This window comes from Vibrio sp. 1069 (genome assembly GCF_033340555.1).
Map to the genome: position 1 here is coordinate 35036 of NZ_JAWOWP010000020.1, position 25148 is coordinate 60183.

The 25148-nt window shown below is 43.5% G+C and carries 21 protein-coding genes; 8 read left to right on the plus strand and 13 right to left on the minus strand.

Translation table 11 applies throughout. The features are described 5' to 3' along the window. The first annotated feature begins 651 nt into the window (after nt 1–651). From malE to malG, 3 genes are all read left to right on the plus strand, one after another. The gene (gene malE, locus R7040_RS21370; RefSeq protein ID WP_005375272.1) at nt 652–1830 is read left to right on the plus strand and encodes a maltose/maltodextrin ABC transporter substrate-binding protein MalE; all 1179 of its coding nucleotides are present in this window, start codon (nt 652–654) and stop codon (nt 1828–1830) included. Nucleotides 1831–1909: 79 nt separating this feature from the next. Continuing rightward, on the plus strand, nt 1910–3484 hold the full coding sequence (gene malF, locus R7040_RS21375) for a maltose ABC transporter permease MalF (protein WP_005375273.1): 1575 nt from the start codon (nt 1910–1912) through the stop codon (nt 3482–3484). A gap of 12 nt (nt 3485–3496) precedes the next feature. Then, nucleotides 3497–4387 carry a maltose ABC transporter permease MalG gene (gene malG / locus R7040_RS21380; RefSeq protein ID WP_005375275.1) on the plus strand — a complete coding sequence of 297 codons (891 nt, stop codon included), beginning with the start codon at nt 3497–3499 and terminating at the stop codon, nt 4385–4387. A gap of 367 nt (nt 4388–4754) precedes the next feature. Here the strand turns inward: malG and R7040_RS21385 are convergent, their stop codons facing one another. From R7040_RS21385 to R7040_RS21395, 3 genes are all read right to left on the minus strand, one after another. After that, a complete protein-coding gene (locus R7040_RS21385; RefSeq protein WP_005375277.1) occupies nt 4755–5000 on the minus strand; it encodes a hypothetical protein in 246 nt (81 codons plus the stop codon). A gap of 171 nt (nt 5001–5171) precedes the next feature. Then, complete coding sequence (locus tag R7040_RS21390) at nt 5172–5657, minus strand: acyl-CoA thioesterase (protein WP_005375279.1); 486 nt, start codon at nt 5655–5657, stop codon at nt 5172–5174. Between the two features lie 145 nt (nt 5658–5802). Then, nucleotides 5803–6708 (minus strand): DMT family transporter, encoded by a 906-nt coding sequence (locus R7040_RS21395; protein ID WP_017821248.1) that lies wholly within the window; start codon nt 6706–6708, stop codon nt 5803–5805. 98 nt (nt 6709–6806) lie between these two features. On the opposite strand from R7040_RS21395, the gene R7040_RS21400 reads away from it, so the two are divergent. Further along, a complete protein-coding gene (locus tag R7040_RS21400; protein ID WP_025768515.1) occupies nt 6807–7595 on the plus strand; it encodes an AraC family transcriptional regulator in 789 nt (262 codons plus the stop codon). Nucleotides 7596–7798: 203 nt separating this feature from the next. Here the strand turns inward: R7040_RS21400 and R7040_RS21405 are convergent, their stop codons facing one another. The 7 genes from R7040_RS21405 to R7040_RS21435 form a co-directional block, all read right to left on the minus strand. Beyond that, entirely contained in the window at nt 7799–9490 is a 1692-nt protein-coding gene (locus R7040_RS21405) for an ABC transporter ATP-binding protein (RefSeq protein ID WP_064354891.1), read from the minus strand. Continuing rightward, nucleotides 9487–11097 carry an ATP-binding cassette domain-containing protein gene (locus R7040_RS21410; protein WP_064354890.1) on the minus strand — a complete coding sequence of 537 codons (1611 nt, stop codon included), beginning with the start codon at nt 11095–11097 and terminating at the stop codon, nt 9487–9489. The genes R7040_RS21405 and R7040_RS21410 overlap by 4 nt, the downstream gene beginning before the upstream one ends. Nucleotides 11098–11361: 264 nt before the next feature. Then, entirely contained in the window at nt 11362–13542 is a 2181-nt protein-coding gene (locus tag R7040_RS21415; RefSeq protein WP_005375288.1) for a TonB-dependent receptor, read from the minus strand. A gap of 94 nt (nt 13543–13636) precedes the next feature. Continuing rightward, complete coding sequence (locus tag R7040_RS21420; RefSeq protein ID WP_169628857.1) at nt 13637–14605, minus strand: siderophore ABC transporter substrate-binding protein; 969 nt, start codon at nt 14603–14605, stop codon at nt 13637–13639. A 53-nt stretch (nt 14606–14658) separates the two neighbouring features. After that, nucleotides 14659–15612, minus strand: a complete 954-nt coding sequence (locus R7040_RS21425; RefSeq protein WP_085569337.1) for an iron chelate uptake ABC transporter family permease subunit — start codon at nt 15610–15612, stop codon at nt 14659–14661. Next, nucleotides 15609–16553 carry an ABC transporter permease gene (locus R7040_RS21430; protein ID WP_169628858.1) on the minus strand — a complete coding sequence of 315 codons (945 nt, stop codon included), beginning with the start codon at nt 16551–16553 and terminating at the stop codon, nt 15609–15611. Before R7040_RS21430 ends, R7040_RS21425 begins: the two co-directional genes overlap by 4 nt. A 760-nt stretch (nt 16554–17313) precedes the next feature. Continuing rightward, complete coding sequence (locus tag R7040_RS21435; protein ID WP_064354887.1) at nt 17314–18234, minus strand: M14 family metallocarboxypeptidase; 921 nt, start codon at nt 18232–18234, stop codon at nt 17314–17316. Nucleotides 18235–18406: 172 nt separating this feature from the next. Here R7040_RS21435 and R7040_RS21440 point away from each other — a divergent pair, with 172 nt between their 5' ends. Further along, nucleotides 18407–19312: a DUF808 domain-containing protein gene (locus R7040_RS21440; RefSeq protein WP_062730918.1), complete on the plus strand. Its 906-nt coding sequence runs from the start codon at nt 18407–18409 to the stop codon at nt 19310–19312. A gap of 95 nt (nt 19313–19407) precedes the next feature. Here R7040_RS21440 and pyrC read toward each other — a convergent pair whose 3' ends face one another. Continuing rightward, entirely contained in the window at nt 19408–20436 is a 1029-nt protein-coding gene (pyrC, locus tag R7040_RS21445) for a dihydroorotase (RefSeq protein ID WP_064354886.1), read from the minus strand. Nucleotides 20437–20591: 155 nt separating this feature from the next. Beyond that, on the minus strand, nt 20592–20756 hold the full coding sequence (locus R7040_RS21450) for a YqaE/Pmp3 family membrane protein (RefSeq protein WP_005375297.1): 165 nt from the start codon (nt 20754–20756) through the stop codon (nt 20592–20594). A 267-nt stretch (nt 20757–21023) separates the two neighbouring features. On the opposite strand from R7040_RS21450, the gene R7040_RS21455 reads away from it, so the two are divergent. Beyond that, on the plus strand, nt 21024–22841 hold the full coding sequence (locus tag R7040_RS21455) for a hybrid-cluster NAD(P)-dependent oxidoreductase (RefSeq protein WP_054701811.1): 1818 nt from the start codon (nt 21024–21026) through the stop codon (nt 22839–22841). Nucleotides 22842–22941: 100 nt separating this feature from the next. On the opposite strand, the gene nadE is transcribed toward R7040_RS21455, so the two are convergent. Beyond that, entirely contained in the window at nt 22942–23772 is an 831-nt protein-coding gene (gene nadE / locus R7040_RS21460) for an ammonia-dependent NAD(+) synthetase (protein WP_213967614.1), read from the minus strand. A gap of 178 nt (nt 23773–23950) precedes the next feature. On the opposite strand from nadE, the gene R7040_RS21465 reads away from it, so the two are divergent. Further along, a complete protein-coding gene (locus tag R7040_RS21465; RefSeq protein ID WP_005375300.1) occupies nt 23951–24484 on the plus strand; it encodes a nicotinate-nicotinamide nucleotide adenylyltransferase in 534 nt (177 codons plus the stop codon). 14 nt (nt 24485–24498) lie between these two features. Beyond that, a complete protein-coding gene (locus R7040_RS21470) occupies nt 24499–24981 on the plus strand; it encodes a hypothetical protein (protein ID WP_017635276.1) in 483 nt (160 codons plus the stop codon). Nucleotides 24982–25148 lie beyond the last annotated feature (167 nt).

Sequence of the window (25148 nt, forward strand, 5' to 3'; positions counted from 1 at the left end):
TTTTATTATTCACCGCTCATCATTATATGAATTATCTAGCGAGCAGTAACAGTAGGAATCGGTAAGTTCTTGCGGTTGGTAAGAAAAGTAGGGTAGCACTTCAATAAAATGTCCTAAATAGAAGTGCTACCCATCATAGCCAAGTACGAGTTTCTCTCCCCCACATTATTCGTATTGTCTCCCCCGTGAAATAATTACCACAAACAACACTAATAATGACATTCCACTCGTCTGGCAATGCAAAACCAGCAAATCTTTTTCCTAATACGTAGGCACTGCTGGGAAAGGGTTCTTACCATCCACTCTTGGATGACTGCAGTTTCTAAGATTGTGCGTAGTGCGACATCCTCCTAATAGAAATAATTGTAGGGGGAGTAGAAAGGGAGGAGTAAAAAAGGAGGAGGAAGAAAGCAGTTGGTCGGAAATCACATTATTGCACCACCTAAAGTTGAAACCGATCACAGGAACTATCCATTTTGTGATTTGAGTCTCTTACCCTTGGCGATTTAGATCACGAAAATACGTCATAATTGTAAGGGCGTAGGGATTAGGAGGATGAGACATATTGGATTATTTCAGATGATATATGTCGAAATACGGCTGAACCTCAATGGACTAGCCCTACATCAAAAATATAAAAAGGATACGAACATGAAAAAGTTAAGCGCTGTAGCACTAGGTACTCTTGTTGCTTTGGGTTCTTTTGGTGCTAATGCTGCCATCGAAGAAGGACAACTTACTATCTGGATCAACGGTGATAAAGGCTACAACGGCCTTGCTGAAGTTGGTAAGAAATTTGAAGAAGACACCGGCATTAAAGTGACTGTGGCTCACCCAGATGGCCTTCAAGACAAATTCCCTCAAACTGCAGCGACTGGCGACGGTCCTGATATCGTATTCTGGGCTCACGACCGTTTCGGTGGTTACGCAGAAGCTGGCCTGCTAGCAGAAATTAAACCTTCTAAGAATATTCAAGAAGGTATCGTTGATTTCGCTTGGGATGCAGTACGTTACGACGGCAAATTGATCGGCTATCCAGTTGCGGTTGAGTCTCTATCTCTAATCTACAACAAAGACCTAGTTCCAAACCCACCAAAGTCTTGGGAAGAGGTTGCAGCATTAGATGCAAAACTTAAAAAAGACGGCAAGTCTGCAATCATGTGGAACCTAAAAGAACCGTACTTCACTTGGCCATTAATGGCGGCTGATGGCGGCTACGCGTTCAAATACACTTCTGAAGGTTACGATGTTAAAGACGCTGGTATCGCGAAAGAAGGTGTTAAAGACGCAATGAGCTTCGTAAAAGGCTTAGTTGATAAAGGCGTAATCTCTGCGGATATGGATTACTCCGTGTCTGAGTCTGCGTTCAACCAAGGCAAAACAGCGATGACGATTAACGGTCCATGGTCTTGGGGCAACATTGAGAAGTCTGGCGTTAACTACGGCGTGACTACGCTACCTAAGTTCCAAGGTCAATCTTCTAAGCCATTCGTTGGTGTTCTAACGGCTGGTATCAGCACTGCGTCTCCAAACAAAGACCTAGCAGTTGAGTTCATTGAGAACTACCTACTAACAAACGATGGCCTACGTATGGTTAACAACGATAAGCCTCTAGGTGCGGTAGCACTTAACTCGTTCCAACGTGAGCTTGATTCAGATACTCGTATCGCAGCAACAATGGACAATGCGATGAACGGCGAAATCATGCCAAATATCCCTCAAATGAACGCATTCTGGGGTGCGGCTAAGAACGCAATCATCAACGTAGTTGACGGTCGTCAAACTGTCGATGCAGCTCTTGCAGATGCAGAAAAACAAATGACTAAATAATTAAGTAAGACCTTTTTAAGGAGGGGGCAACTCCTCCTTACTTTTCTATATTTATTCTATATTCGCTAGCAGGTTCCCTATGCAGTCAGTTCAAGGTACAAATGCTATGACAGCACCAGAAGCCAGCCTTCCGAGCAGCAAAAAAGTGTTCATGAAATGGTCACTTTTAGGCACAGTCGGCATCATCAATGGCTACGCAACAATCCTTATGTATTCTCGCGGTGAGATTGCGTTTGCACTACTTACGCTCATTCTTACCGCTTTAGCGTTGTTCATCTTTGGTAGTAAAAAGACGTACGCACACCGTTACATCTACCCTGGTATAGCAGGGATGATCCTTTTCATTCTTTTCCCTTTGGCGTACACCATAGGTTTGGCGTTTACCAACTATAGCGCGAAGAACCAACTCTCTTTTGATCGCGCTCAGAACGTACTTTTGGACCGAACTTACCAAAGTGGTGATAGCTACCCGTTCACTTTGTATAAAACGGAGCAAGGCCATCAACTTGTGGTTGAAAAAGATGGTGAGCTACTTGCAAGCCCGACTTTTCAGCTTGATAACCTTTCAGCATCGGAGTTTGATCTTTCACCAATTGAAGAAGTAACGGGTGAAAAAGAATCAATCAAGGCGATTGTTAAGAACCGCAGTGCGTTGAGCAGTGTCGATTTACATTTGCCAAGTGGTGATGATATCCGCATGAGTGGGCTGCGCAAATTTGCTGCAGTTGTACCTTTGTACACATTACAAGAAGATGGTGAAACGCTTTACAACAACCGGACTGAAGAAACGCTACGTCCAAATATGGAAGTAGGTTACTACCAGCCTGTCGATGAAAACGGTCAATTTGTTGGTAGCACAGTGTCACCAGGTTTCGTGGTGAACATTGGTACCCACAATTTTGAGCGTGTTTGGAAAGATGATGGTATCAAAGAGCCGTTTATCAGTATCTTTATCTGGACCATTGTTTTCTCTGCGCTAACCGTATTGTTTACGCTTGTTATTGGTCTTGTCCTTGCCAGTGTGGTTCAGTGGGAAGCACTTAAAGGTCGCTCAGTTTACCGTTTGTTGCTAATCCTGCCTTATGCAGTTCCGGCGTTTATTTCTATCTTGATCTTTAAAGGTTTGTTTAACCAAAGCTTTGGTGAGATCAACATGTTGTTGGAAGGCTTGTTCGGCATTAGCCCGGCTTGGTTCTCTGATCCGTTCATGGCGAAAACCATGATCTTAATTGTGAACACTTGGCTTGGTTTCCCTTACATGATGATTTTGTGTATGGGCTTACTAAAAGCGATTCCAGACGATTTATATGAAGCATCAGCAATTGATGGTGCGAACTTTGTCACGAACTTTACACGTATCACACTACCAATGATGTTGAAGCCATTAACACCATTGTTGATCGCGAGTTTTGCATTTAACTTCAACAACTTCGTACTTATCCAGTTGTTGACTGGCGGTGGTCCAAATATGATTGGTACATCAGAGCCTGCGGGTTACACCGACCTACTAGTAAGTTACACCTACCGAATCGCATTCGAAGGTGCTGGCGGTCAAGACTTCGGCCTAGCAAGTGCGGTAGCAACGCTTATCTTCCTATTGGTTGGCGCATTGGCACTTATCAACCTACGCGTAACTAAAGTAGCTCAGGACTAAGGAGAAATTACAATGGCAATGGTACAAGGTAAGTCATTAAAGTATCGTGTTTGGGCTACTCATATTGCAATGTGGGCATTCTTGGCACTGATTATTTTCCCTTTGCTGATGATCATCGCGATTTCATTCCGTGAAGGTAACTTTGCAACGGGTAGCCTGATCCCAGACAACCCAACACTTGATCACTGGAAATTGGCATTAGGTTTCTCGGTGACTAATCCAGACGGTACAGTTACACCGCCACCATTCCCAGTAATGACATGGCTGTGGAACTCGGTAAAAGTGGGTGGTATTTCTGCAATCCTAATCGTGGCGCTATCAACCACATCGGCTTACGCGTTTGCTCGTATGAAGTTCAAAGGTAAGAACACCATTCTTAAAGCGATGATGATCTTCCAGATGTTCCCTGCGGTGTTGGCACTGGTTGCTCTGTACGCGTTGTTCGACAAACTGGGTCAGTACATTCCTTTCCTTGGTCTGAACACGCATGGCGGTCTGATCTTCGCTTACTTAGGCGGTATCGCACTGCACGTTTGGACCATTAAAGGCTACTTCGAAAGTATTGACTCGTCTCTAGAAGAAGCAGCGGCTCTTGATGGTGCTACACCATGGCAAGCATTCCGTTTGGTATTGCTGCCACTGTCTGTGCCAATCCTAGCGGTAGTCTTCATATTGTCGTTCATCATGGTAATTGGTGAAGTTCCTGTAGCGTCACTACTGCTTTCTGATGTAGACTCGTACACACTTGCAGTGGGTATGCAGCAATACCTATATCCACAAAACTACTTGTGGGGTGACTTTGCCGCAGCTGCTGTACTTTCAGCAGTGCCAATCACTGCCGTATTCTTACTTGCGCAGCGCTGGTTGGTTGGTGGTCTAACCGCTGGTGGTGTGAAAGGATAATCTCTTGTGGTCTGAGATTGATAAGAATAACTAGAAAAGGGCGACCACATGGTCGCCCTTATACTTAGCACGGATATTACACTTTTGGTTTGGCCGCCGATCAGTAATATCTTGGCTTTTATTGGCGTTACGCATAGCTGGCTGTTAGCTTAGTTCCTTACGATTCAATCACTAACAGTTTTTGTAACCATAACCTGAGTTTAGACTCAGGTTTTTTTATGCCTGTTAAAGGCAATTTTGCAATAAGTAGACAGAGACTAGCGGCTTTGCAATGGATTACACAGGGCTTGAATAATGCCCTGCGTAGCACTTCACATAAATAACTAGAGCTTAGTAAAAAGCTAAATTGAGGTAGGGAAGGAAGAGATTAAAACTCTCGGCTGGAAGGTGCGCATCCAACGTATTGAAGCAGCGTGTACAAACTTTCTTGCTGCAGTGCGACGCGACGAAATAGATTAGCAAAGGTAACGTCACCGCCAAAGCAAGTTTGAATGTAATGATTAATTTCTGTTTCGTTATACCCCTCGACGTACATGGTTCTCACCCACTGGTACTCGACCGCTTTTAAATTGGTCAACGTCTCTTCACTTAAGGTCGTTTCTTTTAGTCTCAAGATCCAAACTCTATCCAACTCTAAAATAATTGATGGATTTAAGCAAAGCTAGGTGAAGGATTTATGACAGAGAAGGGCGAGCGTGAAACAAATGGCAAAACCATGATGTTGCTCCACACTCTGGGTCTAGGTAACGTTGAGGTACTTAATAGCGTTCTTAACGGATGCCAGTTACTTGAGATATTTAACGTGTGCTTCCATTTCTTCCCCAATCTCTTTACGCATGTTCATAAGACGGATAGCGGATTGCTCTAAGGCTTTGTCTTCATCTGACTCTGGAATCCATTTCGGTACATCGGTTGGTTTTCCGTTTTCATCTACAGCAACCATGATAACGATACAGTGAGTGGTGAGTCTGTTTTTCATTTGCTTTGGATCACTAGCTTGCACGTCAATCGCAATGTGCATTGAGCTTCGTCCGGTATAAATGACTTTCGCGCTAACTTCGACTAAGTTGCCGACATGAATCGGCGCAACAAACCGAATGCCGCCAGCATATGCGGTAATGCAATATTTACCACTCCACGCTGCAGAGCAGGCGTACGCTGCCAAGTCGATCCATTTCATTACGGCGCCGCCGTGCACTTTTCCGCCAAAATTTACATCGCTGGGTTCTGCTAAAAAGCGAAGGGTAATGTCTCTTTGACCACTGCTCATCTGTCTTTCCTTGATGGGTTATTGTTTTCCCAATTTAGCAGCAAGATGAATTTTCGGGAATAGCGAATGAAACAAAATATTAACTTTTATTCGAACGCTGGAAGTGACAAGCCACAGCGTAGTTCTGTGGCTTGGGGTGTAGATGTTAATTGGCGGTAGAGGCAATCTCAGAATTGGATAATGGTTTTCTCTGTCTTACTTTTATTTGCGACAAGATAACGCCAGAGATGACTAACAACCCACCAATAATGTGGTAAGCGTAAATTTTCTCACCAATTAGTGTTGAAGCAAGTATGACGGAAACCACAGGCATTAGGTTCATGAACATAGCACTTGAATCAGCACCAATTGAATCAATCGCTTTGACCCACATCAGCGGCGCGAAAATGGAAGCAGCAATACCAGCATAAGCGATTAATGGTAGCGCGTCTTGGCTTGGTAACAGTTGCTCACTAGAGAGCCAAAGTGGTGTGAGCATCAAAACAGAAAAGAAGCCCTGCATGTAAACCAGAGTCAAACTACTGAATGGCATTTTCCAGCGTTTTAGCAGAACACAATAAGCCGCGTATACCATGGCAGCAACGAGCATTAAGCTGTCACCTTGCGTTAAGTCTTGATGTAAAAAGTAAGTGATATCACCGTGACCAAGCATAAATGCCAAGCCGCCGAGCGAAATGACACCACCGACGATACTTAACATTGATATAGATTTACCGAGCAATGGGACACTTAAAAACACACTGATCAAAGGAACTAAAGAGGTGATCAGGGCCATATTAGAGGCCGTTGTTGTTAAACCGGCATAGTATCCAAGTGACTGGTTGAGAACCATACCAAGTAACGCAAGAAACGCCAACTTAGCTAAGTAAGGTCGAATAATGTGTCGTTGTTTGATGATTGCAGGCAGGCAAAATGGCGTTAGGAGTACCATTGCGACAAACCAACGGTAGAAACTCATCGCACTTGGTTCAATGGCGCTCGCAGCCATCTTGTTCACAATTGAGTTACCACCCCAAATCATAACGGTGAAAAACGGAAGTAAATAAATCATGAGAACCCTATAGCACAATTATTGATGGCGCTAGTCTGGCAGGTCTTTATAATAAAAAGTATCTCTTAAAAGACATCGTAAGCGATAGGAAGACAATTTTGAAAAAGAGCGCCAGAAATCTTCACCCCTCCTTATCAATCGATCGTGCGCCATCAGATGTATTTATGAATTTCGAAGCGTTTCTCTCTAATACAGAAACACGAATTCATAGCCACCCTTGGGGGCAAGTGCAACTGATCAGCGGTGGGATTCTGGAGATGGATGCAGAAGACACAAGATTTCTAGCACCTCCACATCTTGCTATTTGGGTTCCCGCCGGAGTTCGTCACACTAGCTACAACCGTAAGCCAATCGAATATTGTTCTTTGAACATTGCCCCTGAATTGACGGCGCATTTTCCAACCAAAACCAGTTTAATCAAAGTCACCCCCATCGTTTCTGCCATCATTGAGGACTTTCGTCAGCGTGACATTAACGTCGCGCAGAGCGATGAAGACAAACGCTTGGTGCGAGTGTTGTTGGATCAACTGGCGAAACAAGAAGTGGAACATCACTTTTTACCGACAACCGACAACAAATATCTTCAGCCAATCTTAAAAGCAGTAGAAGAATCGCCAACCGATGAAATTAGTTTGGCGGAGTGGGCGGCAAAAGTGCATACTACAGAACGCACGTTAGCGAGACATTGCCAGAGTGAGTTGGGCATGAGCTTTACTGAGTGGCGCTTACGTGTGCGATATTTACATTCTATGGAGTTGCTGCGTAAAGGGCAGACCGTAAAAGAAGTCGCTCTGACGTTAGGTTATAACCAAGCTAGCCCTTTTATCGCGATGTTCAAGAAATACTCCGGCATGACACCGGAGCAATACAAGAATCGATTGTTGTAAAAGTGTAGAGTCTATTTTAAAAAAATTGACAATGCGCTGTATGATGACCGACTCGAAAAGCTGATGGTATTGGAAAGACTTACGTCTATCTTGTGTCAGATTGAGTCAGAATTATAACCTTGAGAATTCGCTTTATTATTATTGCTTTACAACATGCCTGTAAGATTCTTTAGATGATACAATGTGCTAAAGTGACAAAAAACTCAATTGACACCGCTTAGATTTAAGTATTGATTGTTATTAGTTTCTTCAGCCGCCAATTTGTCCCTACTTTTCAAGGAAGTAGAGTTGTACTGTGCAACTATAACTCTTCTACCCTCAATCGTGAGTTCCAATGTGGGTGACCATATATTCTGATCGCGATGCGTCACAATAATCACGGTCGAGTTCAATGTTTGAATATGTTGAGCAATACTTTTTTCGGTTGCTTCGTCTAATGCTGCCGTCGCTTCGTCGAAAATGAGGATTGGCGCCTTTTTAATGAGAGCTCGCGCAATTGCGACTCTCTGTCTTTCACCTCCTGACAACCCTGAGCCTCTTTGTCCTACTGTTTGATGTATTCCTTTAGGAGATGAGTCAATAAGTTTGTCCAATTGTGCGTGTCTTGCAAAGCTCTCAACTTCATAATCACTTGCATTGGGATTACCTAACCGAATGTTATCCGCCAATGTGCCAGTAAAAATGACCGGTTCTTGAGCAACATAGGCTATATGCTGGGTGAGCACGTCATAAGGGATATTCTTTAGATCTATCCCTCCGAGCGAAATAAGACCTTGGTCAGGATCATCAAACCTTAGAAACAGGCCCAGTAAAGTGCTTTTGCCACTGCCACTGACTCCATTGATGACGACGGTATCACCTTGTTTGATCTCCGTGCTAGCATCTTCAAAGAGATCTAAATGGCCCACAAGGTTCAGTTCGAACTTATGGTTTTTGGGGGAGGTTGCAAATTGAGGATTAGGCTCAGGCAGAACAGGGACATTCGTTAACTGAGCGTAATTTTTAATTGAGGATTTTACGTCGTTAATCGCAAAGCCTGCCAACGCGAGTTCACCCAAAGGTGCAGCTGCACGGGTAATCAATATCAATAAAGCCAAGACTAATAAGGGTTGAGTAATCGGCTCTAAGACGAGATAGATGGCGATACCTGCAAGGGGTAAAATCGTTGCCAATCCTGATACTAAGGTTGCGATAGAAGCGTTACGATTAATAGTTGAATGAGCTTCTTCTTGTGCGTGCCAACTCTGTTCAATACGCTCGATTGAGCGCTCAGGCCCCGCTGTTGAGCGAAGTAACTCAAGGTGATCTATGAGCTCAAGTGTTGATTTAGTCGCTTGAAGCTCTGCGTCATGTCGGTCGCTATCTGAGCGACTTAGGTATCTTTGCGCCTTGTACTGAACGAGCAGTGCAACTAGTAACAGTACGGCACTGAGTAGTGCAATTTCACCTCCTCCAACGACCCCAATACCGATAATTAAAAATATGGGTAACATTGGAGCGTGTAAAAATGTTTGTAGCTGATGAGCAGGAATGGCTATAAAGCCAGGTATTCCTCGTTCTGCTAGTTGAGTGAGCTGAGTTCTATGCTGATCATTAAACCAAGCTAACTTTGCTTTACTGAGCGAATGACCTACTGATGAATAAAGATCCCCAGCCAGTTTCGCACCAGAGAGAAATCCAGAACGAGTTACAATAACGGTAACTATCACAGTTAGAACAGCAGCTATTATGACGTTCAATGGTGAAGCTTGTTCGACAATAGATATTGCAAGAAATGTGTAAGCCGTTGCCTCAAATAATGCAACTAGTCCCCAACCTATAGCGACTCGATATAGACGGTGCTTTGCACTTTGTGGAATTGTCGAATTGGAATAGAGGGTATTGTGAGCCGTCATACTTCTTCATCCTGTCGTTGAGCCTTTCTGTTGAGCATCAATGTAGTGTCTGCAAGTTTCGCGAGTTCTGAGTCGTGAGTAATTATGATCAATATCTTGTCTTGTGTTTTCGCAAACTTCGCGAGATTTCTGATCACAGTGAAGGCCGTATTTTTATCGAGAGCACTGGTTGGTTCATCCAGTAATAGAACGTTGGCTTGAGTTAGAAATGTGTTAGCTATTGCGACACGTTGTTGCTCGCCTCCTGAAAGCACGCTTGCATCAGAATTGAGGTCAATCTTTAATTGAGCTTGTTGCAAAGCTTGGTTCAGCTCGTCGTCACTTGAACTTGGCGTTGATAGTTTCAAATTCTGCCTAATGGTAGTTTTGAGTACACCGATATCTTGGGGTACATAGCGTATGGCGGAGTATCGGGATATCTCAGAGAGTTTAGACAGTTGATTGCCTCCTAAGGTAACGAAGCCTGAAAGAGGTGTTTCTTGACCTGCTAATAGACGTAGTAACGTACTTTTGCCTGCTCCGCTAGGCCCCATGATGGCTGTAAATGAACCCCGTGGGAAGTAGTGGGAGAAGTTATCAATAATATTAACAGTTCCATTAGCCACTACGATATTTGATGCTTGTAGTGATAGCGGTTTTTCTCCCGCGCTCAAACTGCCACTTTCTATTTGTGGTTGCTGTAAAAAGTCGCTGATGTTCTTTGCAGCATTCTTTCCTGCGTTAACGTAGTCCAATCCATGGCCAAGCTTCAGTGCGGGTGATACGACGGCCAAACCAAAAAAGAATAGCGACGCCATTGCCACGGGACTTAATTCATAGCCAATGGTATAGGCCATTGCGAAAGTCGAAACCGCTTGAAGTAATGCGGTAGCAATTGCTGCTGGAAGGGCAACGCTACCAACCCATTTCACTATGCCGTGAGTAAAGCGTCTTGTGGCATCATTATAGCTGTCGAGTGCTCCTGCTTGCGTGCCGTAAATTCGATTTACTCGGATACCTCTTGTGTAGTCGTTTACTGCGGTAACGATATCACCCATTATTGTCATGCGCTCTTTGCCATGTTTAGCGGCGAACCTAGGTAAAAAGAGTAGGTAGTACAATGATGCAATTAGACCAGGGAGCAGAGTAAGCATCGCTACCGGACCTGTGAGATTCAACATGATAAAAATAGAAGTTGCGGGTACGACAATGAATGTCACGAGTTCTGAAGGCAAATGCGCAACCATGTGGTGAAGCGTGCCGATGTCTTCGGAAACTATGCGACGCAGTTGATTATCACCATATTGAGAGATGGTCTTGCTTGGCAAGCGCGTCAAGTGCTGAGCAACTTGGCGACGTAATCGAGTGGAAAACTGCGACTCGGCATCATGAACTAACCACGAGCCCACTGATGAGGCAAGTGCGCTAGCCGCCCAAAGTCCTATGGCACCGTAAATCCATTGGTTTGCAAATTTATCGATAAGGTTTATCAAGCATAGCAGTGCACCAACTTTTGCCACAGCGGCAAGTGCTTCACAAAACGTTCCCAAAGCAAGCTTCTTAATCGATGGCTTTAAGGCTGGCATTAAGCTAGGCGTAACGTAATGTTGGCTGATTTTACTTATCATATTGTCACCTTATCTAGCCTATCAAGCGAAAATAAGGAGAACGTGGTAGAGCATATTGAGCTCTTATCGTTTTTCATATAAAGCCTATGGAAGTGGACGTTGATGGATTATGTTTTGAATTAACTTTGGCCGTAGGTGTTGCGAGCTCTTTGTCTGCTTGAATGTTGAAGATGAGTACTTCCTTTGATTTGTTGTGAATTTTCATGAACAGCCAAATGGGAGTAAGTCCCCCTTAGAAGGCAGGCTAAAGGGGAGGTGGAGGGATTAGAAATCCGCAGTAGCTGACAGCATCACTGTGCGTGGTGCGCCTAGAGCTAGGTCCGCATAGTGGGTGGTTGTCCAGTAATCTTCATCCAGGACATTGTTTACGCTAAGGCGCCAAACCACGCTTGTTTCAGCAATTTTTGAGTTGTAGCGTGCGCCAAGATCAAGAATAGTCTGTGCAGGTAATGCCTGAGTGTTTTGTGCATCAATGTACTGTTCAGACATATAGTTCGCTTGGCCGATAAGCGTGAGATCACGCATCGCAGGGAGGTTCCATTCTAATGCGAGTTTAGCTTGTAAATCGGGTAGCTTAGTTGCTTGTTTCCCCTCCTCTGTCACATCTGTTGCTTTTGTAATCTCTGCATCTGTATAGGCGATACCACCGATGAGCGTATAGTCCTTTGATAGTGTGCCGTAGAACCCCCATTCAATACCGCGATTGCGCTGTTCACCACCGAAAGAAAAAATGTTGGTATCCGGATCTTGGTACCCATTTGGCTTTTTAATCTCAAATAAACTGAACGTATGAGCAAAGCCGTCCAGGTCAAGCTTCACGCCTGCTTCAGTCTGTTTGGTTTTTTGGGGTTCAAAAGCCTCTCCTGCGTTTGCGGCGCTAGAGCCTGCTGTTTTCCCATTCGTTAAGCCTTCGGTGTAGTTACCATAAAGCGAAACTGAGCTCGAAACTTTGTATAATGCTGCAAGTGCGGGAGTGTAAGTACTTTCCTTAAACTTGGTGGTAGGAAGCGACATTCCGTTCATTATTATTCCAGATTCATAATCAATGCTCTGGTAACGCAAGCCGAGCGTGATTTGATATTTCCCATCAACAAAAGATAACGTATCGGCAATGCCATAGCTGACCTGAGTTGAATCGACAGGTAAACCATAGTAGTTGTCGTAAACTGAATTTTCTGGTCCCCAAACAGGATCATAAATATTCGAGTTCCAAGGGGCTGGATTATTATTACCTGTTGGAGAATCATTTTTATCTTCTCTAAAGTAAGTACTATTCAGTACAAGGTGGTGTTCTACTGGGCCAATGTCAAAGTTGCTACGAACACCTATCTCACCTGAAGTTCGTTTGTTCTCAAGCTTAACTGATCCGAGAGATACCTCTAGGTTACCCTCGTTATCGATGATTTTGATTCGTTGCGGTACATTTGAATGAAAATCTGTACGGCTACCACCCAATGCGCTGTATACAGTTACAGAGTCACTAACGTTTAGCTCCCCGCGAATCATCATCCCTTTATCTTCGCTATCATTGTAGGCCCAACTTGGCGTCAATAATGTGTCAGATGGAGGAGGTGATGGGATTTTGAGACCAGAAGCGATGCTTAACCCACGGTTTGCACCTTCAACTCGCTCTGTACTGTAGTAAAAATCTGCTTCAAGGAAAGCAATGTCATTACGCCAATCAAGGCTTAATGATGCAAGTTGAGTTTTTTTGCTTTGGTTGTTTATCGCGGTGTCTCCATCTTTAAATGCACCGTTGAAACGAATACCAAATTCTTCATTTGTACCAAAGCGACGTCCAATATCGATATGTCCTCCGAATTGAGTGTCCGATAAGTAGCTGCCGGTGAAAGATGTGATTGGTGTTTCTTGTGCTCTTTTTGTCACTAAGTTGATGGTGCCACCAACAGATCCATTCGGTGGCATACCGTTGAGCAAAGAAGCAGGACCTTTAAGTACATCAATACGTTGATACATTTCAGGAGAGGTTCGGTAATAAGGAGCGATACCATACAATCCATTAAACATAACGTCGCTAATGTCTGAGTTGAAACCTCTTACTTTGAAACTTTCTTTGTTTAAGCCGGTTTCACCGCTGGTGAAAACAGAGGGATCAGAAGCTGAGATTACATCTGAGATATCGCGTGCTTGTTGGTCTTGAATGTGTTTTTCTGTGTATCCAATCGTATTGAAAGGCGTTTCCATGAAGTTTTTGTCGCCAAGCATTCCCATATTACTCGCGTGAGAAACTTTGCCAGCGGCATAAACTCTGTTTGCTTCACCATAAACTGTCATTGATTCATCTACGACTTCTTCAGCTTGAGCGATACTAATTGGTACGACAAAAGTACTAAATTGAAGTGAAATAAAGAGGGCGATATGACACGGGCTTGGTTTGTTTTTCTGTGAAGAGTCCATCGCTATCTGATGATAGTCATGAGTCATTATAGATTCCTTTTCTTTGTTTGGGCTAGCTCACATCCGTTCTGACGTCGGTTGAGTGTTGAATTACTTAAGATCCAACTCATTGTTATTAGATTTAGCTTTGGTAACCTTTTAGGATGTCATCAATTATGATTTTCAGAGATGTGATGCTTGCTGAAGTGATGTACCAAGCATCGACATCAACAAAAACGACGTTGTCGTTTTTCCATGCTTTGGTTTGACGGAGTAGCGGGTTTGCTAAGTGTTCCGCATCAATGACAGGCTTTCCTTCCATTACTGCTGTTCGATCAATGATGTAAAGAATGTCTGGATCAGCTTGGCTAATGAACTCGCTAGAAATTGGCTGACCATGCAAACCTGTCTCCACTTTTTCACTCGCTGGTTTTACCCCCAGAACATCGAAAACGAAGCCATAACGAGACTCAACGCCAAATGAGCTGAAAGCACCATTGTTATGCATGACAACCAAAGCTTTTTCAGAACGCTCTTTCGTAACAGCGCGCACTTCTGCGACTTTTGCATCGATTTCGGCAACTTTCTGTTGGGCTAGCTCCTGCTTTTCAAAGATCTCACCAAGCTCTACAAGGTGTTTCTTAATGGTATCGACGTGATGGTCACGACTATTACGGTAGTTGATGTCAAAATGTAAAGTCGGAGCGAGTTGAGAGAGTTCTTCATACTGATTCGCATGTAGCGGAGTCATCAATACGAGATCTGGTTTTAGGGCATAGATCTTTTCCATATTAGGCTGAACTATCGCACCAAGATCCGCTATCTCAGGTGTGTCTTTGTATTTCGCTAGAAAGTGAGGAACAAAGTCTTTCACCATTCCTGAGATTGGAACATTTAGCTGATCTAAAAAGTCCACTTCGTTCATATCTAATGCTGCCACTCGTTGAGGGCGATGAGAAATAGTAGTTGCTCCGAGATTGTGTTCAATCACGATGAGCTTTTCTAATGGCTGAGTATCTTCAATTTTAATTATTTCCGGCTCGCAACCTGATAAGGTTCCTAGAGCGCAGCAAGCAAGCGCGATACTCAAACGTAGGGGGCTCTTAAACATGGGGTATTTCCTTTTTGTCAGTGAGTTGTCTTTAAACAGGCGAGTAACAGTTTTCATATGTGGCTTCTTGTTCTTATCGTGATGGCTAGGAAATATCCCCCACAAAGGACATTCACCAAAATAGAGACGGTGGTTTTAAAGTTAAATAAGTGCTCTACCAGAAGTTGACCAGACAAGAACATGACAATTGCAATAGCACAAGCAACGAGCAATATGTGTCTGTAGTTCGGTGCGCTAGTAATGGAATAAGCAATATTGGCAATAAAAATTCCCATAAAAGCCGTTGGGCCAATCAAGCTCGTCGAAATTGCTACTAAAATGGCGATTACAGCAAAGAACTTTGGTACATATTGCTTATCATTTAGTCCTAATGACATCGCTTGGTCTCGACCTAGACCTATCACATCTAGCTCGCGTGACCATCTGTTAGCAAAGAGTGCCAAAACGCTTAACGCAATACTGGAAAAAAGTAACGTAGAAGGTTTCGCTCGCTCAAACGAGGTATAGCTGAGCCCTTGAAGGATAGAGAATTCTCCAGGGCTTATTCTGAGCTGGATAAATTGAGCAAGAGTTGTCAGCACCATTGTCAAAACAAAGCCAATCAGCAGAACTTGGTGCATGTCATGTTTAAATCTATTGAGTACCCAAGATTGAATCGCTAAGGAATACAACAGAATGAGTATTGCAGAGACAGCGAAATTACCGACAACACCTAATGTAGCAATGCCAGAAGTGCCCCCTAGTAATAAGAGTAGGGTTTGCCAAACCAGATAAACCGACTCATATCCCATAATGGATGGCGTAAGAATACGATTACCAGCTAAAGCTTGGAAAATAACAGCAGAGATGGCCACGCAGCTGCCCCCAATAACTATGGCACCAAGTTTAATCAGCCTCTTAGGGATGACGTAATCAAAATCCCACCCAGAGCTTGTAAAGATAAAGGCGATAGACAGTATGCAAACGAGTATAATGCTCACTCGCATGTTTGAGTAATGTGATCTCATACTCGTGCTCCTTTCAAAAGAAACACAAGAAACATGACTCCCCCGATAGCACTGGCTGTTAATCCAATTGGGACTTCAAAAGGAAAGGCAACAACTCTGCCTATGACATCGCAAAAAATAAGTAACGAAGCGCCGCCTAGTGCAACGATTGGTAGGGTGTTTTTAAGGTGATCGCCATATTTTAGTGCGACTAGGTTAGGTATGACTAAACCGATAAAATGAATGGCACCTACGGTCACCACTGTTATAGCAACTGTCACGGAAACTAGCATTAGACCCAAGGCGGCAGTGAACGCAATATTAATTCCTAAGTTGGACGCAACATCTTCGCCCATTCCCATCACAGTAAACTTATGTGCATATAAGTAAGTCAGTAGGGTGATGGGTAAAATCAAGAAAATTATTTCATAGTGTTCTTGGACCACTTTGGAGAAATCTCCCATTAACCAACCGGACATACTCTGTAAGATGTTGTTTTGATAAGCATAAAACTCCGCTATAGCACTTAGTACACTACCAAACATAAGCCCAATCACAGGTATTAACGCAGAGTTACTGAATTTAATTTTTCGTACGATGGCAATGTAGATAAGGCCAGCGGCGAAGCAAAATAGTACAGCGAAGAGCACACGTTCAAGCTTGTCTGAGGATGGAAGCATGACGATAGATACCAAAATACCGAGCTTTGCCGCATCGATACCGCCTGTGGTGCCCGGCTCAACAAAACGATTTCTAACAATATGTTGAAGAATAACACCACATATTGCGAGACCAGATCCGGTAAGAATTAGTGCGATTAGCCTTGGTAATCTGCTAGCAGTAATCGGTAGCCAAGCTTTGTCATCCATGGTCAGCAATAACGACCAATCTAGTTGGTTTGCGCCGACGAAAATTGAAGTTAAGCACAGTATAAAAAACAGGCTTACTACGTGAATACTCATACAGAATCTGCCCCAAAATAAAGTGAGTTTCTCTTAACTTATGACTTGGGGATGGAATACGAATAATGAATATCTATTCGCATATAGGTTCTAAATTCCAACAAAACATAACCAAGTTATTTTTTATAAACATTAAGGTCACAATCCAGCCCTCAAAGTATCACTAGGCCATACCTAAAAATTCAACGTGCTGATTTGGCTTTAAAACTGGATTAACTAGCAAAAGAAAAGTGCCGCTTTCAATGCAAAGAGAAAGAGGTTCTCGATTTAAAATTAAAATACAAATGATAATTATTTTCATTATATCTTTGTTTTTTCGATTAAGCAATGAGGTTCATATGTGTTTCTCTAAAAAGATCAATCGCGTATAAAAACAAGGCAATGGCTAATGCATGTGCTTTTGGGTAAGTGATTAAAAAATAAAGCCAAAGAGCATTAAGCTTTCTTATTGTTTAAGGATGTTTTTCGCTTCAGAAGCTCGTTGGTTGAGGTTTGATTTAAATGGTATGACGATAGTTTGTTCAGGAAGAGGAGTTAGTAGTGACGATGATGTCTAGATGTCATTTGTATTTTAGGATTTATTAGATACCGCATTAAAATAGCGTCATAAAGTCGTGATGCTTCGCATCTTCAGTGTTAGCGATGTTAATGCGGTAATTTCTAATAAACTAGCGGATTAATGTCTCAACTTGCTTTTGGAGCAAAGTAAAGCTGATTCACAATTCAAAGACATCGTCAGTTGCTTTATTGTTAACCTGTGTTATTCGAGCTTACTTAGTACGTAATTCAAACCACCAACTACGGCTGCAACTTGCGCATCGTTGCATTCTTCGTCGGTCACCGTTGGGCTGTCTGGGTACACTTCCGTTGTCGTGCCGTAAACGCAATTTGTTACGCCGCCACACAGGCCCAGTTTTACCATTGGGTAGTTGATAACGCCAAACTGTACGACGGGTGAACCAATGATTTCGCCGTTTTCATCTGCTGGTGCAATGTGAGTCACTTTTGCAACTGACTCAATGACCGCTTTTTGGAAGTCAGGCTGAGGGTTTTCACTATCTCCCACCGTGTAAAAGCCATCTGGGATCATACCTTCAATGTACTCAATACCATCACGAGCAGCTAAGGCTGGACGGAACTCAGTTTCGTCAGAATCTGTCGTTTCATGTAGATCAATGTGCATTAACACATCGCCTAAAGTTGCAACTAGCTTTATGAGGTTAGCGGATTCTTCGGCAGGACTATTCTTATAGAAAGAGCGGTTTGGATCAATCGCGTTTGGATTCCAGCGGTTGATCACCTCGTAACCCCAAGGGCTTACGCAGGGGGCAACGACAATATTGAAATGCTCTGCATAGCGCTCTGCTTCCGTTTCTACAAACTTTAATGCGCCATGTACACCGCTGGTTTCGTAACCGTGCACGCCGCCTGTGACCAACACAACAGGTTTAGTTGAATCCCAATTGCGTGTTTTGATACAAAACAGAGGGAAGCGTGCCTCGTTGTATGAGAGCGCACCATATTGTTCAACATCAAAATGCCCGCGTAGGGCATCGATTTTACTGACGACTTCATCTTGGTAGCTACGTTTTACTTCTTGCGTTGCTAACCAAGCTTTACGTTCTTCTTCGGTCCAAGGTTGGCCAGGAGTACCGATCGGGTAAATGTATCCACTTTTCATCTATACTTTTTCTTTTGACTGCTGAAAGGTATCACAAGACTAGACCCGTCTTATCTTTACGGCAATATAAAACACCATTTGGGGTGGTATTCTTTGCAAAATCATCACTTTGATGAGTGATTCATTGGTGTTACATTTTGTTACTTACTCAATTTCATATAAGAGACCAAAAATGGCTGGAGCAAGTTTACTCACACTGTTGGACGATATTGCCACGGTGCTTGATGATGTCGCCTTAATGTCAAAAATGGCGGCAAAGAAAACCGCAGGTGTGTTGGGAGATGATCTAGCGTTAAACGCTCAACAAGTGTCTGGTGTTGCATCTGAGCGAGAGATTCCAGTAGTTTGGGCGGTTGCAAAAGGCTCATTCAAAAATAAATTGATTTTAGTTCCTTCAGCTTTACTTATTAGCGCGATTATTCCATGGCTTATCATGCCATTATTGCTAATTGGCGGCTTATTTCTCTGCTTTGAAGGGGCAGAGAAAGTACTTGAGAAAGTGTTTCCTCACTCGCATCCGCACGAAGAAAAAGAGGAGCTAGTTAATACTGGCGAGTCGATAGAAGAGTATGAAAGGCGTAAAGTTTCTGGTGCAATTCGAACAGACTTTATCCTTTCCGCAGAAATCATCGTGATTGCGTTAGGTACCGTGACAGGAGCCAGTCTTGTTACGCAAATTTTAGTTGTCAGTTTAATTGCAGTGATTATGACGGTTGGGGTTTATGGACTAGTCGCTGGGATTGTGAAGCTAGATGATTTAGGCCTTTACCTTGAAAGTCGCTCAAACGGTAAAGGTTGGGTGGCGAAAGTCGGAGGGGCCTTGGTCGCTTTTGCACCAAAGTTGATGAAGTTGTTAACCATTGTAGGAACTGCTGCGATGTTTTTGGTGGGTGGAGGAATTGTGGTGCACAACGTGCCAGCCATTCATCACTTTGTAGAGCCGATTATTATGAACTTTAGTGGCCATTCGGTTGCTACAGCCATTTTGCCTATTTTATTGAACGGTATTATCGGCTTTGTGGCAGGGTTAGTTGTGGTTGCGGTATGGACGATGGTTGAAAAGCTTCGTGGTCAATAATCACATCTAAAACATGAGACGATAGTAACAAGGGTCATGACTTCTTTTTACAAAAAGCATGACCCTGTTTTATAGGTGAAACGTCAGTAAAGTACTTACTTCACTTTCCACTCGATCTGTTCATTTGCTCGAATAGGCACAACGATATCATTGCCAAATGGCATCGTTTCTGGCACATCCCAAGCGGATTTTTCTAACGTTACCGTATCTGTGTTACGTGCAATGCCGTAAAAATCAGGACCGTTGAAGCTTGCGAAAGCTTCCAAGTTTTCCAACTTGCCTTCTTTTTCGAAGACTTCTGCATAAAGCTCTAGCGCTGCGTGTGCAGTGTAAGAACCAGCACAACCGCAAGCCGATTCTTTTGCCCCTTTCGCATGTGGCGCTGAGTCTGTACCTAGGAAAAACTTCTTGCTACCACTAGTTGCTGCTTCGATCAGCGCTTGCTGGTGGGTTCCGCGCTTAAGAATTGGCAAACAGTAGAAATGAGGTTTAATACCACCCACAAGCATGTGGTTACGGTTGAAAAGAAGGTGGTGGGCAGTGATGGTAGCCGCTACGTTGTCTGAGGCGTTGCTAACGAAGTTTGCTGCGTCGGCGGTGGTGATATGTTCTAGAACGATTTTAAGATTAGGGAAGTCATTGACGATAGGAGCGAGGACGGTATCAAGGAATTCTTTTTCTCGGTCGAATATATCAATATCGTGATGTGTTACCTCCCCATGAACCAAAAGTAACATTCCTACTTCTTCCATTGCTTCTAAAACGTGATAAATGTTTTTCGCATTGGTCACACCGGAATCTGAGTTTGTGGTAGCGCCTGCAGGATAAAGCTTGGCAGCAACAATGTGTCCGGTTGCTTTAGCCTTACGTATTTCATCTGGTGTCGTGTTATCTGTAAGGTAAAGCGCCATTAAAGGCTCAAACTGTTCGCCATGTTGCTCTTTAATAATTCGGTCACGGTAGGCTAGGGCGAGCTCAGTTGTAGTAACAGGTGGGACGGTATTTGGCATAATCAGCGCACGGCCATTGTAGCGGCTGATGTCGCGAACGGTGTCTTTAAGAACTTCCCCATCGCGTAAGTGAACGTGCCAGTCGTCAGGACGAGTGATAGTCAGTGTTGTCATTAATTGCTCCCACCATTGAAAAGTTGTCTGATTGGAGCCTAAGCGCCGTATTTGCTTTTGAGCAAACGCTTGCGCTTAGGCGACAGGATGATAGAGGAATTGCCCTCATATTTCATCCCATTTTTCAATTTTATAAAGAGTGAGAGTGTAAGTGGTTACTTCATTGTTAACCAAAGCGCGTGGATCGTACCTGGTAGAAAGAAGAAACACGTCAATATTAGATTAATCAAAAAGTCTTTATTTAGACCTTTCTCCATAAACACCGCGACAGGCGGAAGAAAGATACATAACAAAATCAGAACCAGTTTTCTTGTATCCATAATTAAGCTCCAAATCGATAAATGGGAGTAGTGATAACTTGGGTGAATTATGTGTGTCGTATCACACTTTATCAAACGGTATTTGGTCAGAACGGTGTTAAAAAACGCGAATGTTGAGTGTAGTAAATACTTGTCACTAAAACCAAATTTATAAGAATATGGTTTCGAGAAAGTTGCGATGGATGAAGAGGCAGTAGACTCTGCAACTTAATGTGATTTGAGTATACAATACCGCAACAAATAAAAAACACCCGTAGGAAGAAGGCCATGTCGCAACCCGTTTTATCCCAAATTAATGTTTTTCCGGTTAAGTCAGTTGGCGGATTATCGCTGTCGTCCGTATGGGTTGAGAAACAAGGATTGAGCTTCGATCGCCGCTTTATGATTGCGAAAGCTGATGGCTCGATGATCACTGCGCGAAAGTATCCGCAAATGGTAACCATTAAGTCTGCCTTATTGTCCGATGGAGTGGTGTTTAGTAGTTTGGGTATGGAGCCACTTAAAATCCGTTACCAAGATTTCAAAATGCAGGAGACACCTGCAACGGTTTGGAAAGATACATTTACTGCCTATACCACGACAGATGATGCAGATGACTGGTTTAGTCGTGTGTTGGGGCAACGCGTTGAGTTGTTGTTTAGTGGTGAGCAATCGAATCGTGTCCGTGAAAAGCTAGGTCAAAACGTCAGTTTTGCTGATGGTTATCCGGTTTTAGTGATCAGCCAAGCTTCACTTGATGAGCTGAACCGAAGAAGTTCAGAGCTACACTCAATGGATCAGTTTCGTACTAACTTAGTTGTCTCTGATACTAAGCCATTTGAAGAAGATTCATGGAAGCGCATACGAATCGGTGAGGTAGAGTTTGAGTCTCTCAAACCTTGCGAGCGCTGTATCCTGACTACGGTGAATACCCAAAGAGGCACATTCCGTGAGAGCAAAGAGCCGCTCAAAACCTTGCAACAGTTCCGTGCAAACGATGTCGGTGGTGTGTTCTTTGGCCAGAATCTTGTCGCGCGAAATGAAGGCATTATTCGTCAAGGCGATAAAGTTGAAGTATTGGAGTACAAAGAGCCGGAGTTTTACGCAGATAACTCGCCAGTGCGCATGAAGCTTACATGTGTTGAGCGTGAAGAAATTGCCCAAGACTTTGTGACCTTATGGTTAGAGCCAAACAAAGGTTCGTTGCCTAATTACTTGCCAGGACAACACCTACCAATAGAGGTGAATATTGATGGTAAGAAAGTGGGTCGACGCTATACCTTATCATCCAGTCCTTCTCGTCCGGGTCGTTATGCTATTTCTGTAAAGCGTATCGCGGGTGGAAGAGTCTCTAACTCACTCTTAGACAACTTACAAGTCGGTGATGTTTTAGAGGCAGAACAACCTGATGGCCAGTTCCACCTAAAAACGCATGAAGCGCAGCCTCTATTGTTACTCTCTGCGGGTAGCGGAGTAACACCAATGCTATCGATGGTACGTTACTTAGCGGATCATAATCAGTTGGAGAACGTGGTTTTCTACCATCAATGTCGGACCGAAAATGATATTCCTTGTCGCTCAGAGTTGGAGCAGTTAAAGCGTGAGCACCCAGGGCTAGAAGTAAAAGTCTGTTTAACGCAACCTGCTGTTGATTGGTTTGGTTTGAAAGGGCGTTTAAGTTTGTCACACATTAAGCAAATCAAAGATGTTGAACAGCGGCAGGTGTTTGTGTGTGGCCCGGATGGCTTTATGGATAAAGCAAAAAGTCTTCTACTAAGAAAAGGGCTGCCAGAGGAAAACTACCATCAAGAAGCGTTTGGAGTTTCTTCTCTTACGTCAAAGCCAGAGAAAAGTCTCGCTATTGACTTTAATGGAACTAAAGTCGTAGGCAACAACCAAAAAACGTTGTTAGATCAGCTCGAAGATGCTGGGAAGGTCATCAGCAATAGCTGTCGTGCTGGCTTATGTGGCGCGTGTAAGGTTCAGCTTACGTCGGGTCAAGTACATCATCCGGACGTGCCCGCGTTGACTGATGAGGAACGTGCAATGGGAACCGTATTGGCGTGTTGTGCTGTGCCAGAGACGGACGTAACAGTAACCAACTAGGCGAGAACGTCTTTGTCCTTCGACAAAAACTGTTCCTAGACAAAAAAACGCTGCTATTTTTAGCAGCGTTTTGAGTTTTAAAGAGAGCTGAAAATATCGCTTAGTCGTAAATCGTCGGGATTGGCTGGCGTTTGTGCTGCGTTGCTTTGTAAATCGCTACCAGACGGTCACTCACTTGCTGTGGAACGGGTTTGCCCTCTAAGAAATCGTCGATTTGCTCGTAAGTTAAGCTTAGGGCATCTTCATCTGCTTTTTGTGGAGCAAGCTCTTCTAAGTCTGCTGTTGGCACTTTCTTCACTAGTTGCTCAGGTGCACCCAATGTAGCAGCCACTTCACGAACTTGGCGCTTACTTAATCCGAACAATGGTGCCATGTCACAAGCGCCATCACCAAATTTAGTGTAGAAACCAGTGATGTTTTCTGCTGAGTGATCAGTACCAAGAACAAGGCCGCCTACGTAGCCCGCGATCTCGTATTGAGCAACCATGCGAGCACGCGCTTTTAAATTGCCTTTTACGAAGTCGACTTTTGCTGCATCAGTTGGTAGAAGATCTGTGCCTTCTAATGCAACGTGAGAAGCCGAATGAAGCCCGTCAACACCTGCTTTGATGTTCACCGATACAGAATGGGTTGGCTGGATAAAAGACAGAGCGAGCTGAGCCTCATCTTCATCTTTTTGCTCCCCATAAGGCAGGCGAACTGCGATAAATTGGTAGCTATTGTTGCCCGCTTCTTCGTTCAGCTGGTCTACAGCCAACTGAGCTAAACGACCACATGTCGTTGAGTCAACGCCACCGCTGATGCCAAGAACAAGAGACTTACAGCCCGCTTCTTGCAATTTACGCTTAATAAAAGCGACACGGCGTTCAATTTCAAAATGCGGATCAATTGAAGGGAGTACGCGCATTTCGTCACGGATGGATTGTTCCATTTAGGGTTCCTTTTCCTGCAAATATTTCAGACTCTAAAGCACATTTGCTCAAATGGTGATAAACCATACAGTTGAGGCTCATTAAACGCGACTTTAGGGTCAAAAGCTGTAAAGATTAGTAGTATCATACCGAAATCATCAGATTAGAAAACTCTCTTCAACCAGGTAATCACCGGATATGAAAAAAATCGCCATTTTTGGTAGTGCATTTAACCCACCTAGTTTAGGGCATAAAAGTGTTATTGAGTCTTTGAGCCACTTTGATCTTGTGTTACTTGAGCCAAGCATTGCACACGCTTGGGGCAAGAACATGCTTGATTACCCAACTCGGTGCAAAATGGTTGACGCGTTCATCAAGGATATGGGGCTTTCTAATGTTCAGCGTTCTGATGCAGAGCAAGCTTTATACCAACCTGGACAAAGTGTGACGACCTATGCGTTGTTAGAAAAAATTCAAGAAATTTACCCAACTGCCGATATAACTTTTGTCATTGGTCCTGATAATTTCTTCAAATTTGCTAAATTTAGTAGAGCCGAAGAGATTACGGAACGTTGGACTGTTATGGCATGTCCTGAAAAAGTAAAAGTCAGAAGCACAGATATTCGCAAAGCATTGGCCGAGGGTGAAGAGATCGGCGCCTATACAACACCTTCCGTACGTGATTTATTACTTAGTAAAGGCTTATACAGAGAAACATTGTCTGGGAACTGAGAGGTCAGATTTTCATGGTCAGAGTAGTTTTATTTAGTGCATGTGCGCTGCTTGTGGTGACACAAGCTCATTCCGCGTGTAACTATTTTTCTGATCGTTCCGTGGTGTTTGAAGATAACACGCTTCCAATCTGTGAAGAAATTTTAGATTCCATCGGCGTGTTAAGTACTGAAGCATTGATTTGGTATGCAGCGGAAGCGAAGCTTGAAGGACCAACAGAAAACTATTGGGAGGAGTGGGCGATTAAGCCGGAAGACACCCCACTTCTAACTCAAAACTTAGAAAAGAATTACTTTGGTCTTGGTTTTTGGATGCCGGAAGAGCTTCGAGACGAAGAGAGTAAAATGGATACAGAAGAGTGGCTTCGTAGTCACGGGTTGATGTTCAGCGTTGGTTTTGGTGATAAATCCGACGGACAGCCAAGAATGCGGTTTGATTATCGTTGGCACGAATATTATGACGCTGACTGGATGATGCAGATAGAAGTACCTTTCTAGGCATCTCAAGCAAATGAAAAAAGGGCGTACATTATCAATGTACGCCCTTTTTGTTTTAATTGTGCCGTCCTAAATAAGGTTGACACTTTCCCCCCCAAAAAAATTGGAGAGTGTTATGAAATCAACAACTAAAAGAACTCAGCGCGATTACTCCCTCGCTTTTAAAC

What these genes read in the sequence shown, in the direction of transcription:
- R7040_RS21390 (WP_005375279.1), bottom strand. Translation starts at nt 5,657, where the DNA reads ATGAGCAGTGGTCAAAGAGACATTACCCTTCGCTTTTTAGCAGAACCC.
- pyrC (WP_064354886.1), bottom strand. Translation starts at nt 20,436, where the DNA reads ATGACAACACTGACTATCACTCGTCCTGACGACTGGCACGTTCACTTA.
- R7040_RS21455 (WP_054701811.1), top strand. Translation starts at nt 21,024, where the DNA reads ATGTCGCAACCCGTTTTATCCCAAATTAATGTTTTTCCGGTTAAGTCA.
- R7040_RS21430 (WP_169628858.1), bottom strand. Translation starts at nt 16,553, where the DNA reads ATGAGTATTCACGTAGTAAGCCTGTTTTTTATACTGTGCTTAACTTCA.
- nadE (WP_213967614.1), bottom strand. Translation starts at nt 23,772, where the DNA reads ATGGAACAATCCATCCGTGACGAAATGCGCGTACTCCCTTCAATTGAT.
- R7040_RS21425 (WP_085569337.1), bottom strand. Translation starts at nt 15,612, where the DNA reads ATGAGATCACATTACTCAAACATGCGAGTGAGCATTATACTCGTTTGC.
- R7040_RS21415 (WP_005375288.1), bottom strand. Translation starts at nt 13,542, where the DNA reads ATGACTCATGACTATCATCAGATAGCGATGGACTCTTCACAGAAAAAC.
- R7040_RS21465 (WP_005375300.1), top strand. Translation starts at nt 23,951, where the DNA reads ATGAAAAAAATCGCCATTTTTGGTAGTGCATTTAACCCACCTAGTTTA.
- R7040_RS21440 (WP_062730918.1), top strand. Translation starts at nt 18,407, where the DNA reads ATGGCTGGAGCAAGTTTACTCACACTGTTGGACGATATTGCCACGGTG.
- R7040_RS21450 (WP_005375297.1), bottom strand. Translation starts at nt 20,756, where the DNA reads ATGGATACAAGAAAACTGGTTCTGATTTTGTTATGTATCTTTCTTCCG.
- R7040_RS21470 (WP_017635276.1), top strand. Translation starts at nt 24,499, where the DNA reads ATGGTCAGAGTAGTTTTATTTAGTGCATGTGCGCTGCTTGTGGTGACA.
- R7040_RS21395 (WP_017821248.1), bottom strand. Translation starts at nt 6,708, where the DNA reads ATGATTTATTTACTTCCGTTTTTCACCGTTATGATTTGGGGTGGTAAC.
- R7040_RS21420 (WP_169628857.1), bottom strand. Translation starts at nt 14,605, where the DNA reads ATGTTTAAGAGCCCCCTACGTTTGAGTATCGCGCTTGCTTGCTGCGCT.
- malF (WP_005375273.1), top strand. Translation starts at nt 1,910, where the DNA reads ATGCAGTCAGTTCAAGGTACAAATGCTATGACAGCACCAGAAGCCAGC.
- R7040_RS21435 (WP_064354887.1), bottom strand. Translation starts at nt 18,234, where the DNA reads ATGAAAAGTGGATACATTTACCCGATCGGTACTCCTGGCCAACCTTGG.
- R7040_RS21405 (WP_064354891.1), bottom strand. Translation starts at nt 9,490, where the DNA reads ATGACGGCTCACAATACCCTCTATTCCAATTCGACAATTCCACAAAGT.
- malG (WP_005375275.1), top strand. Translation starts at nt 3,497, where the DNA reads ATGGCAATGGTACAAGGTAAGTCATTAAAGTATCGTGTTTGGGCTACT.
- malE (WP_005375272.1), top strand. Translation starts at nt 652, where the DNA reads ATGAAAAAGTTAAGCGCTGTAGCACTAGGTACTCTTGTTGCTTTGGGT.
- R7040_RS21410 (WP_064354890.1), bottom strand. Translation starts at nt 11,097, where the DNA reads ATGATAAGTAAAATCAGCCAACATTACGTTACGCCTAGCTTAATGCCA.